The sequence below is a fragment of the Pectobacterium nicotianae genome (assembly GCF_023272715.1).
Taxonomy (GTDB): domain Bacteria; phylum Pseudomonadota; class Gammaproteobacteria; order Enterobacterales; family Enterobacteriaceae; genus Pectobacterium; species Pectobacterium brasiliense.
The window spans coordinates 1,291,291-1,306,235 of the sequence record NZ_CP096821.1 but is presented as its reverse complement, the minus strand read 5'-3'; the positions used below and the strand labels follow the sequence as shown (position 1 = coordinate 1,306,235).

Here is a 14,945-nt window from a genome sequence, read left to right as displayed (position 1 = left end):
TTACAGACGTTCTGCTTCTCAATACGTGTTTATAAACGCTCTCGCTTATAAATACTCGGTTTGCAGATAAATAAACGGTGCATCATGACATGCAAATGTTACGAATTTTGGCACGAGAATAAAACGGGCCACCCAAGGCAGCCCCGTCATCGTGCTATTCAGCTTCATCTAACCAGACCAGCAGGATCGCTTCCAGAATTTTTTCATTGGAGGCATCAGGCCGATCGTCAAACTCATCCAGTTCACAGATCCACTGGTGCATATCCGTGAAACGGACGGTTTTCGGATCGAGATCGGGAAACTGGTCGTAAAGCGCTTCGCCGATAGCCCGGCTGTCTGTCCATTTTAATCCCATAACGGTTGCTCCCTCTGCAGATTAATGCTCGCGCGCGTGGTTGATCGTATAGCGCGGGATCTCGACGACCAGGTCGTCCCCGGCGATACGCGCCTGGCAGCCCAGACGACTTTCCGGCTCCAGCCCCCAGGCCTTATCCAGCATGTCGTCTTCTTCTTCTGTACTTTCTGCCAGCGAGTCGAAGCCTTCGCGCACGATGCAGTGGCAGGTGGTGCAGGCACAGGATTTCTCGCAGGCGTGCTCAACGTCAATACCGTTACGCAGGGCGACTTCCAAAATGCTTTCACCGCGTTCCGCTTCCAAAACCGCCCCTTCAGGACACAGATCCTGATGCGGTAAAAAGACTATTTTAGGCATGTTACACCTCATCCACAGAATGGCCTGCCAGCGCGCGACGGATAGAGGCATCCATGCGACGGGCGGCGAATTCCTGGGTTTGTTGATCGACTGTTTTAATCGCGGCTTCAATCGCCACGGGATCGCTTCCCTGCATCATCGTATGCAGATGTTCGGATGCCGCGACAATGATGCCTTTTTCATCATTGCTCAATAACTCGGCGTCAGCCACCAGCGCGCTTTGCAAGCTTTCCAGCACGCGTGCCGCCTCCACTTTTTGTTCTGCCAGACGACGTGCCCCGACATCTTCCTTCGCATTCAGCATCGAATCGGTGATCATCGTGGCGATTTCCGTATCGCTCAAACCGTATGACGGTTTCACCTGAATGGAAGCCTCGACGCCCGTCGATTTTTCCATCGCCGTGACGCTCAGCAGGCCATCTGCATCAACCTGAAAGGTCACGCGAATATGTGCCCCGCCGGCAGGCAGCGGTGGCAAGCCGCGCAGTGAGAAGCGCGCAAGCGAGCGGCAATCCGCCACCATTTCGCGCTCGCCCTGCAAGACGTGGATCATCATGCCGCTCTGGCCGTCTTTGAAGGTGGTGAACTCCTGTGCGCGGGCAACCGGGATCGTGGTATTGCGCGGAATGATTTTTTCCACCAGCCCGCCCATCGTCTCCAACCCCAGCGACAAGGGGATCACGTCCAGCAGTAACATTTCGCTGTCTGGCTTGTTGCCCACCAGAATATCCGCCTGGATCGCCGCGCCGATAGCGACAACCTTGTCTGGATCGATCGACGTCAGCGGTGTACGACCAAAAAACGTTCCGACTTGTTCGCGCACCAGTGGAACGCGCGTCGATCCGCCCACCATCACCACTTCCAGCACGTCTTCTGGCGTCAGCCCCGCGTCTTTCAGCGTGCGACGGCACGACAGCAGCGTACGTTTCACCAGCGCAGCAATCAGCGAATCAAACTGCTCGCGGGTGATCTCACCCTGCCAGCCTGCAACATCCACACGCACCGACTCGGCGCTGCTGAGTGCAACTTTAGCCTTCACCGCCGCGTGGCGAAAAGCATGATCTAACTGACGATCGTCACGATCGTGAATGCCCGCTTGCTCACGCAGCCACTCCGCCAGCAGATGATCGAAATCATCACCGCCCAGCGCAGAATCGCCGCCCGTTGCCAGCACCTCAAAAACGCCGCGGCTCAGGCGCAGAATGGAAATATCAAAGGTACCACCGCCCAGATCGTAAATGGCGATCACGCCCTCTTTACCGGAATCCAGCCCGTAGGCAATCGCGGCCGCGGTTGGTTCATTGAGCAGGCGCAAGACGTGCAGCCCGGCAAGACGCGCCGCGTCTTTGGTGCCCTGACGCTGTGCATCATCGAAATAGGCGGGAACGGTAATCACTACACCATCCGGCACGCCGCCTAACGCCGCTTCCGCACGCGCAGCCAGCGCGGACAAAATATCCGCCGAGACTTGTACAGGATTGAGATTGCCAGCCGAGGTCTGAATCAGCGGCAGGCCGTTATCGCTGGCATGAAAGCGATACGGTAAATGCGGATAGCGCTGCTGAATGTCGTCCAGAGAACGCCCCATCAGGCGTTTGACTGAGCTGACGGTATTTTCCAGATCGTGGGCAGCATTGTCGCGTGCATCCCAGCCGACGCTGTGACCATCGTGACGATAGTGAACAACCGAGGGCAGCAGGTCGCGCCCATCGCTATCCGCTAGCGTCTGAGCTTCACCGCTGCGTACGGTGGCAACAAGAGAATGGGTGGTGCCTAAATCAATACCGACAGCCAGACGACGCTGGTGCGGTGCGGCGCTAAGGCCAGGCTCACTAATTTGTAATAAGGCCATATTGAGCTTCCATCAATTGGCTGGCGAAAAAAACCGTATGGCAATCACCATCGGGTTACCCGCCGGATTAACCAGTTATCTGTCCAGCAATTGTTCTTCGAGTTCTTCAACCTGTTGCTGGAGCTTGTCTAAAAAGCGTAGCTTGCGCACGGTATCTGCGGCGTCTGTCCACGTCTCATTATCGAGTTCATCACGCATATGCGAACGGCGCTTAACGATCGTTGCCTGCAATCGCTCGGCAAAGGCCGTCAGCGCCTCATCGGCATCCGATCGCTGCGAGATCGCGTCCAATTCTTCACGCAGTTCCAGCTGTTCCATCAGGAATGCTGTGTCCTTCATCGTGTGCTGTTCGTTGTTCACATCAAAACCGTGCAGCGACAGCATGTACTCCGCGCGCCTTAGCGGATGCTTGAGCGCCTGATAGGCGTTATTGATCGTCGCCGCCTGCTGCACCGCCAGCATGCGCTCACGCTCTGGGCTGGCAGCATAACGGTCAGGATGGAACTGCCGTTGCAAATCCTGAAAACGGGATGCAAGCAGGCCGCCATCCACATCATAGCGAATCGGCAGCCCGAATAACGTAAAGTAATCCATAGTGGTACTCTGGGAGTTCTGGGTAGCAACGCCTGCCATTAACCGATTGCACGCTCACTACCCAAGAGAGGTCAGACGTTGAAACTTTCGCCGCAACCACATTCGCCGGAAATGTTCGGATTATTGAACTTAAAGCCTTCGTTCAGCCCTTCTTTGACGAAATCCAACTCGGTTCCGTCAAGATAGACCAGACTTTTGCCGTCCACGATGACCTTTACGCCTTTGTCTTCAAAGACCGTATCACCGTCGTTCAAATCATCAACAAACTCCAGCACATACGCCATACCGGAACAGCCGGATGTTCGTACGCCAAGACGCAGTCCAAGGCCTTTACCCCGGTTTGCGATGAAAGCGTTCACGCGTTGTGCCGCACTTTCGCTCAGAGAAATCGACATACTGTTACCTCGATCGTTCGCCACCTCGACGGGAACAGGCACCGCAAGAAACGGTGCCTCGCCGAGTTCAGCCGCAGAGATTACTGCGCGTCGCGTTTACTTTTGTAATCCGCAATCGCTGCCTTGATAGCGTCTTCCGCCAGAATGGAGCAGTGAATCTTCACTGGCGGTAGCTCAAGCTCTTCGGCAATCTGCGTGTTCTTAATCGCTTCAGCTTCATTCAGCGATTTGCCTTTTACCCACTCTGTAACCAGCGAGCTGGAGGCAATGGCAGAACCACAACCGTACGTCTTGAAGCGGGCATCTTCGATGATACCCTCATTGTTGACTTTTATCTGCAACTTCATCACATCGCCGCACGCTGGCGCGCCGACCATGCCGCTGCCGATAGAAGGATCGGCGTTATCAAATGAACCCACGTTGCGTGGATTTTCATAGTGATCAATTACTTTTTCGCTGTAAGCCATGATAGTCGTCCCCGAACTGGTGAATTAATGATGCGCCCACTCGATGCTGCTGATATCCACGCCCTGTTTGAACATTTCCCACAGCGGAGAAAGATCGCGCAGACGACCGATGGATTTACGTACCAGCTCGATGGTGTAGTCGATCTCTTCTTCGGTGGTAAAACGCCCCAGCGAGAAACGGATCGAGCTATGTGCCAGCTCATCATTCATGCCCAGCGCACGTAACACGTAGGAGGGCTCCAGACTGGCCGACGTACAGGCAGAACCGGACGATACCGCCAGATCCTTGAGCGCCATAATCAGCGATTCACCTTCAACATAGTTGAAGCTGACGTTCAGGATCGTGGACACGCCCTGCTCGATATCACCATTCAGGTAGACTTCTTCAATATCATTAATACCGTTCCACAGACGGTCGCGCAGCGCACGCAGGCGATCCATTTCTGCGGTCATCTCTTCTTTCGCAATCCGGTAGGCTTCACCCATGCCGACAATCTGGTGCACAGGCAAGGTGCCAGAACGCATGCCGCGCTCATGGCCGCCGCCGTGCATCTGCGCTTCGAGACGAATACGGGGTTTACGACGAACATACAGTGCTCCGATCCCTTTCGGCCCATAGATTTTATGGCCGGAGAAAGACATCAGATCCACTTTTAACTGGTTCAGATCGATAGGCAGTTTGCCTACGCTCTGTGTAGCATCAACATGGAACACAATACCGCGGCTACGGCACATGTCACCGATGGCAGCGATATCCTGCACAACGCCAATTTCATTATTGACGTGCATGATGGAAACCAGAATGGTGTCCTCACGCATTGCGGCTTCGAGTTCAGCCAGATCGATAATGCCATTACGCTTCGGGGCCAGATAAGTCACCTCGAAGCCTTCGCGTTCAAGCTGACGACAGGTATCCAGCACGGCTTTGTGCTCGGTCTTACTGGTGATGATGTGCTTACCTTTCTTCTGATAGAAGTTGGCAACACCTTTAATCGCGAGGTTATCGGCTTCGGTCGCGCCTGACGTGAAGACGATCTCACGTGGGTCAGCACCGACCAGTTCAGCAATTTGGTTACGGGCGATATCAACCGCCTCTTCCGCTTGCCAGCCAAAACGGTGGGAACGGGAAGCCGGGTTACCGAACGTACCGTCCAACGTCAAACACTGCATCATTTTCTCAGCGACGCGCGGGTCAACCGGCGTGGTGGCTGAGTAGTCGAGATAGATAGGTAACTTCATTGCTCATAAACTCCGTACATCACTTCAAAACGTACAATGCGTTTTGTTTTATTGACAGGTTGTTTATACCCGCAACCTCTCGGGCCAATGCAAAAGATCTGGCGATGTTATCGTGGAACAATTTGTCGTCAGAACACGCCATGACAGTCGGACTAACGCCAACACCACATTGAGTAATGTGGTCAGGATTATGCGGCTATCAGAAAGGCAAAACGTGACGAGTAAGAGTTGCTCGTCACGTTGAAGATATATCAGGCGCGCAGGTTAACGTTGATCGTTTCCTGGATACGTCCGTTAGCAGTGCGGCGCGTGTCAGCATCCTGACGATCCGCCACATCCAGCACTTCCTTATTATTCACCAGCTCATCGAGCGTGATGTTATTCAGGAAGTCGGTAATACGGTCGCTCAGATCGCGCCACAGCGTGTGCGTCAGGCAGCGATCGCCACCCTGGCAGCCTTCGCGGCCTTGGCAACGCGTTGCATCAACAGATTCATCGACGGCCGAAATGACCATACCCACAGCGATTTCATTCGCGTTTTTACCCAGCAGGTAACCGCCGCCCGGGCCACGAACGCTGGCAACCAGTCCGTTCTTACGCAGACGCGAAAACAGCTGCTCCAGGTAAGACAGTGAAATACCCTGGCGTTCAGAAATATCCGCCAATGGAACGGGTCCTTCCTGGGAGTGCAGAGCCACATCGAGCATGGCGGTAACGGCGTAACGGCCTTTGGATGTCAGTCTCATGATAGTGGTACCTGTAGATAAAACATGTATTATGAAAACATGTATTGGCAGAACATACCGCGAGTCTGACATTCCTGAGTGTTTTAGTCAACTATTTAACCAAGTAAAACACTCAAGTATTATTCGTCGTGTGTTTTCTGTACCGAGCTCAGTATTCCACGCAGGATGTTAAGCTCCTGACTTTCAGGCCTGGCGCGGGTAAACAGACGACGCAGCTTGTTCATCACCTGCCCTTGATGTGCCGGTCGGATAAACCCGGTTTGCAGTAATGTCTGTTCAAGATGCTGATAAAACCGCTCCAGATCGTCGACCAGCGGGTACGGCGATTCTTCATGTTGCGGCTGTCCGGCCTGTAAGCGATCCAAATGCGCAATGCGCACTTCATAAGCAATGATCTGCACCGCCATCGCCAGATTGAGCGAGCTGTATTCCGGGTTCGCGGGAATCGCGACGTGATAATGGCATTTCTGAAGCTCTTCATTCGTCAGCCCCACGCGTTCACGCCCAAACACCAGCGCCACCGGCGCGTGTTCCGCTTCCTGCGCGCTGCGAACGCCGCATTCACGCGGTTCCAGCATCGGCCAGGGTAAGGTTCGGGAACGTGCGCTGGTGCCAACGACCAGACCACAGCCTTCGAGCGCCTGATCGAACGAATCCACAATAGTGGCATTGCCGATAACATCGCTGGCGCCTGCCGCCAACGCAATGGCCTGCGAATCAGGCTTCACCAATGGGTTGACCAAATACAGTTTACTTAACCCCATGGTTTTCATCGCCCTGGCCACTGATCCCATATTGCCAGTGTGCGACGTTTCAACCAGAACAATGCGAATATTGTCTAACATATGAACTCTGTTATGCGATAGATAGAAGGAAGTCGTGTGAAAAGGAAATCGCCATACCTTAACACAAACTTAGCTATTTTACTTTTCTACTGCTATACTCTGCGCCGCTTTCCGTTCTTTAACATTCCAGTGGACCGATACCATGCATCCGATGCTCAACATCGCTATACGCGCTGCGCGTAAAGCCGGTAATTTAATTGCCAAGAACTATGAAACGCCAGACGCCGTCGAAGCTAGCCAGAAAGGCAGCAACGATTTTGTGACCAACGTCGATCGGGATGCAGAACGTCTGATCGTTGAAGTCATCCGTAAGTCTTACCCACAGCACACCATTATTGGTGAAGAGTGTGGCGAGCTGGTTGGCGAAGATCCGGCAGTACAATGGGTTATCGATCCTCTGGATGGCACCACCAACTTCATCAAACGTTTACCTCACTTCGCTGTTTCTATCGCGGTCCGCATTAAAGGCCGTACCGAAGTTGCCGTTGTTTACGATCCTATGCGTAATGAACTGTTTACCGCGACCCGTGGTCAAGGTGCACAGCTGAACGGTTACCGCCTGCGCAGCAGCACTGCACGCGATCTGGAAGGCACCGTACTGGCAACAGGCTTCCCCTTCAAATTAAAACAACACAGCAAAAGCTACATCAATGCCATCGGCGCACTGTTCACCCACTGTGCGGATTTCCGCCGTACGGGTTCTGCTGCACTGGATCTGGCCTATGTGGCCGCGGGTCGCGTTGACGGTTTCTTTGAAATCGGCCTGAAGCCATGGGATTTTGCCGGTGGCGAGCTGCTGGTACGTGAAGCGGGCGGGATCGTGACCGATTTCGTTGGCGGCCATAACTATCTTGCGTCCGGCAATCTGGTTGCAGGTAACCCGCGTGTGGTGAAATCCATTCTGGGCACCATCCGTGAAGAACTGAGCGACGCGCTGAAACGCTAATTCAGACCCACTCCGGCTCACCTCCATAAAAAAGAAATTGGGCCGGAGTTGTTATTTTTCTTTACATATGAATCCTGTATACGCATTGTTTATCATTATACGATAATAATTATCAAACTCATTACACTGATAACTTCATCACATTGATAAATTGTGAATTAGGATCGCCACCATGTTAAGAAAATCAGTAAGATCACTCTTTCTGACCGCACTCCTCACCACCCCGCTTTTCAGCTACGCCACCCAATACCCTCTTACCGTCACCGATTTCGACGGAAGAAGTGTCACCATTAAACAAGAGCCACAGCGCATCATCCTGCAAGATGGGCGCGATATTATGACGATGGCATTGCTTGACCGCGATAACCCCTTTCAGCGTCTGGTCGCCTGGAACAATCTGGCGAAAAAGCAGGACACCGCAACCTGGGATATGCTGAAAGGGAAATGGCCTGAGTCCGTTGGCATTCTGGATATGGGCTTCAGTGACAAAGGTAACGTCGATCTGGAAAGCGTGCTGTCAAAACAGCCGGACCTGATGATTGCCCAGCTGCGTGCCAAGGCAGCACTGAAGGAAAGCGGTGTGATCGACAAGCTCAGCGCGCTGAATATTCCGGTACTGTTCGTCGATTATGAAGTGAATCCGGCTAAAGATACCGCCCCCAGCATCGACCTGTTGGGTAAAGTGCTGAACCGGGAAGCCAATGCCAAAGCGTATACCGATTTCTATCGTCAACACTTCGATGCTATTCAGCAGAAAACCGCCGCAATCACCCCGAAACCTAGCGTCTTTGTTGAACCGATTGCCGGTAACTCGGACTCCTGCTGCTTCACACACAGCAACAGCGGCTGGGGCGGATTGGTCGAAGCGGTCGGTGCGAAAAATATAGGGTCGGATTTGCTGCCGGGTGCATCAGGCTTTGTCTCGCTGGAAAAAATTATCAGCATGAAGCCCGATGCCTACATCATGACGGGCTCTAAACGTGGCAACAGCCAGGTCCTGCCGTTAGGCTACGGCGCCAGCGTAGAAGACGTTCGTAATCAGGCCGCTACGCTGCTAAATCGCACGGGTATCAGTCAGATTCCAGCGGTTCAGGCGAAACACGTTTACGGCGTTTACCACCATTTCTACAACCATCCCTACAACATTGTCGGTATGGAATATCTGGCCAAGGATATTTATCCTCAGGCCTTTACCAGCCTGAATCCTGACGATACGTATCGTTATATCATTCAGAATTTTACCTCGCTGCCTGACAGTGACTTTATCTTTGCCTGGAAACAAGGTGAGTAATTTTTAATGAGTACAACCACTGAACCGGGTATCCGCAATGCTGCCGCGGATGCCAACACCATTATGGACAACTATCGCGGCATCATTCGACGCCGTGTGGGTGTTATGGCGATACTGCTGTTGATCATCATCGGCTCGTTGTTGCTGGATTTCACGATGGGGCCTTCAGGGCTGACGCTTGATGTGCTTTGGCAGACGCTGACCGATCCGGCCAGCGCCGATGCGGGTACGCGCGTGATCGTCTGGGATATTCGTCTGCCTTACGCGCTGATGGCCATTATCGTCGGGCTAGCGCTTGGTCTGGCCGGTGCAGAAATGCAGACGATCCTGAACAACCCATTGGCCAGCCCGTTTACGCTCGGCGTTTCTTCCGCTGCTGCGTTCGGTGCTGCGCTGGCTATCGTCCTCGGTATCGGCATCCCCGGTATTCCGGCTCAGTGGTTTATCTCCGCAAACGCCTTTATCTTTGCGCTGCTGGCAGCGTTGCTGCTTGATGGCATTACGCGCTGGACGCAGGTCGCTACCTCCGGCGTCGTGCTGTTCGGTATCGCGCTGGTGTTCACCTTCAACGCGCTGGTTTCCATGCTCCAGTTCATCGCCAACGAAGACACGCTGCAAGGCCTGGTGTTCTGGACGATGGGTAGTCTGGCCCGCGCCTCGTGGGAAAAATTGGGAATTCTGCTGCTGGTGCTCGTCATCGTGATGCCAATTTCACTGATGAGCTCATGGAAACTGACCGCGCTACGGTTGGGTGAAGATCGCGCCGTGAGTTTTGGCATTAACGTCCGCCGCCTGCGTTTGGCGACGCTGCTGCGCATCAGTATTTTATCCGCCATTTCCGTCGCGTTTGTCGGTCCAATCGGCTTTATCGGTCTGGTTGCTCCGCATATCGCACGCATGATTTTCGGTGAAGATCACCGCTTCTATCTGCCTGCCAGTGCGTTAACTGGCGCGCTGGTGCTGTCGATGGCGTCCGTTGCCTCGAAAAATCTCATCCCCGGCGTCATTATCCCAGTCGGGATCGTCACCTCACTGGTTGGCGTTCCCTTCTTCCTGAGTATTATCCTGCGCCACAGAGGAAACGTATGAACCAGCAAACCACTTCTGGATTACGCCTTTCCCACTTTCGCGCGGGTTACCCCAAGCGTCAGGTGATTCGCGATCTGTCCGTACCACAGCTGCCGCGCGGAAAAATTACCGTGTTGCTCGGCCCTAACGGCAGCGGTAAATCAACGCTGTTGCGTGCAATGGCTGGCCTGAACGCGTCCGAAGGCGAACTGTGGTTGGATGACACCAACCTGATGACGTTGCCATTCGCTCAGCGGGCGGAAAAAGTCGTTTATCTGCCGCAGTCCCTGCCCGCAGGGGTTCATCTGCACGTACTGGAATCGATTATCGTCGCACAGCGCGCGTCCGGCGGTATGCACAACGCCGAAAAGCAGGATGAAGTGATGAGTCTGCTGCGTCAGTTGGGCATTGAACATCTGGCGTTGAGCTATCTCGATCAGCTCTCCGGCGGACAGAAACAGCTGGTGGGGTTAGCGCAATCGCTGATCCGTCAACCCTCGCTGCTCCTGCTGGACGAACCGCTCAGCGCGCTGGATCTGAACTATCAGTTCCACGTGATGGATTTGGTACGCAAGGAGACGCGTAAGCGCAACATCATCACCGTCGTGGTAGTGCATGACATCAATATCGCGCTGCGCCACGGCGACCACGTACTGATGCTGCAAAACGGTAATTTGATTGCCAATGGCGCACCAGCCGAGGTGATTAGCCCGGAAAGCCTGTCAGCGGTCTATGGCGTACGCGGGCGCATTGAGCGCTGTTCGCAGGGCGTGCCGCAGGTGATTATCGACGGGCTGGTCAGCGAACCGACCATCTAAGCTTTTCTCTGCACGAATAGACGGTGAGTTCCCTCACCGTCTTCCTTACCTTATCAAACGCGACGATGCTGATTCACCGCACCAGAACCATTTTCACACCGTACGCGCTATACCTCACGTTGCCGCTATTCAACACAAACGCGCAGAGGCAAGCCCATCGCGCATGTTCGTCAGCATGTTCTCAAACAGACGCAATGCCAAACCCACGCTGTTGACGTTGTAGTAGAGCGCAGCATCATAATGCTTCAGATAATGTTCAAACTCTGGTTTATCGAGCAGTTTATAGATTGCTGTAAATCGCAAAATAAGGTGGCTGCAATTATTGAGATAGAGATCAAGCGTGCGGTAATCGCTTTTCATTAGCTGAGTAAGCAAGGCGGTCATATGCTCGAATTCTGTCAGTAGAGACGCATAATCCCCCAGATTTTCCGCACTGTGCTCAATCGATTCCATACCGTCATCTCCCTTGGCTTTCGCCGCTGGTCAATCGAATCTATAGCCGCATACCGCCTTACTGCGCAGCATACGGCGCGATAGGTTAGAAACGCTGCCAGTCCGCTTCATCCGGCGCAATGACACCTTTTTTCTTCACGGGAGAAAGGCGCGGCGCGGACACTCCTGGTAGCGCGGGTGCCGAAGCGGAGGCCAGCGCCAGAGGGGTAACCTGCCCCACAATGAACTGCCCAACCAGTTGGCTCAACGTACTTGCCTGTTCCTGCAACGACTGCGACGCCGCAGACGCCTCTTCCACCAGTGAGGCATTTTGCTGAGTCACATCATCCATTTGGTTAACAGCCTGATGCACCTGGCTGATACCCTGGCTTTGCTCCTCAGTCGCCGCCGCGATTTCATTGACTAAATCCGTCACCTGCTGGATCGCATCCTTCATCGCCGACATGTTTTTCCCTACATCGCTGGCTTGATCCACGCCCGCCGACACCAGCGAGTTTGAGGCATCAATCAGGTCCTTGATTTCACGTGCCGCCGTAGATGACCGCTGTGCCAGCGTGCGCACCTCTCCCGCAACCACCGCAAAACCGCGCCCCTGCTCACCAGCACGCGCGGCTTCTACCGCCGCATTCAGGGCGAGGATATTGGTCTGAAACGCGATGCCCTCGATAAGCGCAATGATCTCGGTGATCTTGCCTGAGCTGGTGCGAATGTGTTCCATCGTATTCAGCATCGTATTGACGGAATCCGCGCTATTGATGGAGATCTTGCTGGCATTCCCCGCCAGCAGGCTCGCCTGTTGCGTGTTCTCCGCGTTCTGGCGCACCGTCTCACTGATTTCCGTCATACTGGCCGCCGTTTGTTCCAGCGAAGCAGCCTGCTCTTCCGTGCGGGATGACAGATCTTCATTCCCCGCCGCAATCTGCGTCGCCGCACTGCTCACCGACTGCGATGACGCACTCACCGAAGCCAGCGCTGAGGATACCCGCTGCATCAGGCTATTAAAGGCGCGAGCGGTATTTCCCACTTCATCCTTGCGTCGATCGTCCGCTTGAATCGTCAGGTCGAGATGGGTGCTAACGCTTTCCATCGTCTGACTCATGTTATTCAAACTTTTTCTAATGCCCAGAATGGTTCTCACCGCGAAAAATCCGATCAGCAACACGATCAATAACGTACCGGACAACAGGCCGAACCACGTTTGGTCATAAATCCGTTTATTCACCTGACGCAACTCGTCGCCCATTTCAACATTGAGATCGAATTGCTTACGGTAATTGGTGAGTAGCTCACGTACCGCTTCTCCAGGCCCCCCTGCTCCCTGCAACAGGCCTAGAGCAGTTTCGTTTTGGTTCGCCTTTGACGCGTTAAGAAAGACGGGTAGCGACGCCTGTAATTTTTTGGTCAGGTCAATCGCCGTATGGGTCAGTTGGCGATCCTCCTCGCTGGAAGCATCATTGATCAGGTAATACTCATTGAGCTTCTTTATTTCCTCGATGGTTCTATTAATATCTTGCTCGATCGCAGGCAGCTTACGATCGTCATCCGTGGTCTGATGACGATACAAAAAAAGCACCAGCGAATTACTTTTATCCACCAAACTATTTAAATCTTTAATGCTCGGAATCGCATTATCCTGAACATATTCAAAACGAGACTGGAACCCTGATAACAATGATAAAGTAACAATAACTAATGAAATAAGTGCCAGCGACATCAGTGAAAACGTCAACAGCAGGCGTTGCGTGATATTCATAACCGCTCCATTTTTTGAATTTTTATACCGTATTTTTTCCTGATTCCGGTATGTCGAATAAATCGAATGTCCCTCCATACGTGGCGTTTGCATAAAAATCAGACATACCTTCACCACGTTCAATTATCGCCACAGAAGCGAACAGCTTGATAGCATCGATCATTAAAAACATTTAATAATCTCAAAACAATAGCCAAAAGCTATCAAAGTAAGATAATCGATCGTCATAAACATCCATCGATCCTGCAACAAATTAACTGGAAGAGAATGGCTTACGGAAAATCCTTCATCAGCCATATTGCGATGAACGGCAGATATATTTTTCGATTATTTGTCAGGCGATAAAATCGGTGAAAAAAGCACAAAAAAAAAGCACTGACCGATGAGGTTCAGTGCTTTTTTATTATCTGGCCCGCTACCTGATATATCCTAAATAATTCGAGTTTCAGGCAGGCGGCAAGTGAGGGAGTCCCGATGAGCTTACTCAAGTAAGTGATTCGGGTGACTGAACGCTGCCAACGCACATGCAACTTGAAGTATGACGGATATAGCGTTATTTCTTCGCTGGCAGCGTGACCCAGTAGCCTGGCTGATATGGCAGAGGCAGGAACTTCTCATGGAAGGTACGGAATGTTGCATCAGGATCGATATCCTTAAACAGTTCCGGGTGCATCCATTTTGCTAATACCTGAATCGCCACAAACTGATACGGGCTATCATAGAACTGATGCCAGATTGCATGGGCGTTGCCATCGGTTGCTACCGGCAGCGTTTTGAATGCTGAACGTTCCATCAGCTTTTGCAGGCGTTGCAGCGCTTCTTTCTGATCGGCTCCTGGTCCAACGCCAACCCAGCCATTTGCCGTGTTGTAGTTTTTCCAGTTAGCTCCAGTCACCACCACCACATCCGGGCGAGAGCTGATAATCTGCTCTGGGTTCAGCGTACCAAACGTGCCGGGGATGATGTTCTTGGCAATGTTGTCACCGCCAGCAACCTCAACCATGCGGCCGAAGTTTTCATCACCGAATGACATGCAGCACTCTTCATCATAGCCGCCCGCGCGGTCGATCATCACTTTCGGACGTGGGCCCTGATAGTTCTTTAACCGATCGGTGACGAGCTCAATCTGCTCACGACGGAATTTAATAATCTCTTCCGCACGCTGTGGTTTGCCAACCAACTGGCCCATGATGTGAATACTTTTCTCAGCGTTCTCAAACGGCTTCTCACGGAAATCGATAAACACCACTGGAATCCCCAGCGAATTAAGTTTCTCGATCAATTTGCCTTCATCCGTTGCCGCTTTTGACTCCAGATTCATCAGCACCAAATCCGGTTTCAGCGTCAATGCCTGCTCAACGTTGAAGGTACCGTCTTTCGCTCCGCCAAAGGTCGGCAGCTTTTTGATTTCCGGGTATTGTTTTTCATAAGCCATGTAGCCGTCGTAATCCGCTTTTGGCAGATCGTCACGCCAGCCAACCACGCGCTGGAACGGTGCCTCGGTATCAAAAGCAGCCAGCAGATAAATCTGTCGACCTTCCCCGAGGATAATCCGCTTCACTTCGGATTTGATTTCTACTTTCCTGCCACTAACGTCTTCAATAACAATCGGGTTAGCGCTGGCGACAACGCTCGCACTCAACCCCAACAGAACAACGACTGAAAACAGCCATTTCTTCATTATTATTCCCTTCTGAGATTATGGTTATAAATGATAATAGTTATCATTATTGAAATGATATCCTGCCGTGATTATCGGAAGCAAT

The 14,945-nt window shown here is 52.7% G+C and carries 16 protein-coding genes; 4 read left to right on the top strand and 12 right to left on the bottom strand.

Annotation, left to right across the window (positions count from 1 at the left end):
• Positions 1-154 precede the first annotated feature (154 nt).
• The 9 genes from iscX to trmJ form a co-directional block, all read right to left on the bottom strand.
• Positions 155-355: a Fe-S cluster assembly protein IscX gene (gene iscX / locus MYB54_RS05745; protein WP_010280073.1), complete on the bottom strand. Its 201-nt coding sequence runs from the start codon at positions 353-355 to the stop codon at positions 155-157.
• Positions 356-376: 21 nt separating this feature from the next.
• A complete protein-coding gene (fdx, locus tag MYB54_RS05740) occupies positions 377-712 on the bottom strand; it encodes an ISC system 2Fe-2S type ferredoxin (protein WP_005970171.1) in 336 nt (111 codons plus the stop codon).
• A gap of 1 nt (position 713) precedes the next feature.
• Entirely contained in the window at positions 714-2,564 is a 1,851-nt protein-coding gene (hscA, locus tag MYB54_RS05735) for a Fe-S protein assembly chaperone HscA (RefSeq protein WP_180773753.1), read from the bottom strand.
• A gap of 75 nt (positions 2,565-2,639) precedes the next feature.
• Entirely contained in the window at positions 2,640-3,158 is a 519-nt protein-coding gene (gene hscB, locus MYB54_RS05730; protein ID WP_010280080.1) for a co-chaperone HscB, read from the bottom strand.
• 71 nt (positions 3,159-3,229) lie between these two features.
• Positions 3,230-3,553, bottom strand: a complete 324-nt coding sequence (gene iscA, locus MYB54_RS05725) for an iron-sulfur cluster assembly protein IscA (RefSeq protein WP_014916217.1) — start codon at positions 3,551-3,553, stop codon at positions 3,230-3,232.
• Between the two features lie 80 nt (positions 3,554-3,633).
• Entirely contained in the window at positions 3,634-4,020 is a 387-nt protein-coding gene (gene iscU / locus MYB54_RS05720; RefSeq protein WP_005970177.1) for a Fe-S cluster assembly scaffold IscU, read from the bottom strand.
• Positions 4,021-4,044: 24 nt separating this feature from the next.
• Entirely contained in the window at positions 4,045-5,259 is a 1,215-nt protein-coding gene (locus tag MYB54_RS05715; protein ID WP_119870743.1) for an IscS subfamily cysteine desulfurase, read from the bottom strand.
• A 251-nt stretch (positions 5,260-5,510) separates the two neighbouring features.
• Entirely contained in the window at positions 5,511-6,005 is a 495-nt protein-coding gene (gene iscR, locus MYB54_RS05710) for a Fe-S cluster assembly transcriptional regulator IscR (protein WP_010280087.1), read from the bottom strand.
• Between the two features lie 119 nt (positions 6,006-6,124).
• A complete protein-coding gene (gene trmJ / locus MYB54_RS05705) occupies positions 6,125-6,850 on the bottom strand; it encodes a tRNA (cytosine(32)/uridine(32)-2'-O)-methyltransferase TrmJ (protein ID WP_010280090.1) in 726 nt (241 codons plus the stop codon).
• A gap of 142 nt (positions 6,851-6,992) precedes the next feature.
• Between trmJ and suhB the strand changes: the two genes are divergently transcribed.
• The 4 genes from suhB (at position 6,993) to MYB54_RS05685 (ending at position 10,973) form a co-directional block, all read left to right on the top strand.
• On the top strand, positions 6,993-7,796 hold the full coding sequence (gene suhB, locus MYB54_RS05700; RefSeq protein ID WP_014916219.1) for an inositol-1-monophosphatase: 804 nt from the start codon (positions 6,993-6,995) through the stop codon (positions 7,794-7,796).
• Between the two features lie 172 nt (positions 7,797-7,968).
• Positions 7,969-9,087, top strand: coding sequence for an ABC transporter substrate-binding protein (locus MYB54_RS05695; protein ID WP_180773755.1), 1,119 nt, complete (start codon positions 7,969-7,971; stop codon positions 9,085-9,087).
• A gap of 6 nt (positions 9,088-9,093) precedes the next feature.
• The gene (locus MYB54_RS05690) at positions 9,094-10,176 is read left to right on the top strand and encodes a FecCD family ABC transporter permease (protein ID WP_039463825.1); all 1,083 of its coding nucleotides are present in this window, start codon (positions 9,094-9,096) and stop codon (positions 10,174-10,176) included.
• Positions 10,173-10,973, top strand: coding sequence for an ABC transporter ATP-binding protein (locus tag MYB54_RS05685; protein WP_039503221.1), 801 nt, complete (start codon positions 10,173-10,175; stop codon positions 10,971-10,973). Before MYB54_RS05690 ends, MYB54_RS05685 begins: the two co-directional genes overlap by 4 nt.
• Positions 10,974-11,102: 129 nt before the next feature.
• On the opposite strand, the gene MYB54_RS05680 is transcribed toward MYB54_RS05685, so the two are convergent.
• From MYB54_RS05680 to MYB54_RS05670, 3 genes are all read right to left on the bottom strand, one after another.
• The gene (locus tag MYB54_RS05680; RefSeq protein WP_010280096.1) at positions 11,103-11,426 is read right to left on the bottom strand and encodes a hypothetical protein; all 324 of its coding nucleotides are present in this window, start codon (positions 11,424-11,426) and stop codon (positions 11,103-11,105) included.
• A gap of 85 nt (positions 11,427-11,511) precedes the next feature.
• Positions 11,512-13,179: a methyl-accepting chemotaxis protein gene (locus MYB54_RS05675; RefSeq protein ID WP_248721621.1), complete on the bottom strand. Its 1,668-nt coding sequence runs from the start codon at positions 13,177-13,179 to the stop codon at positions 11,512-11,514.
• Positions 13,180-13,732: 553 nt separating this feature from the next.
• A complete protein-coding gene (locus MYB54_RS05670; RefSeq protein ID WP_010280100.1) occupies positions 13,733-14,860 on the bottom strand; it encodes an ABC transporter substrate-binding protein in 1,128 nt (375 codons plus the stop codon).
• Positions 14,861-14,945 lie beyond the last annotated feature (85 nt).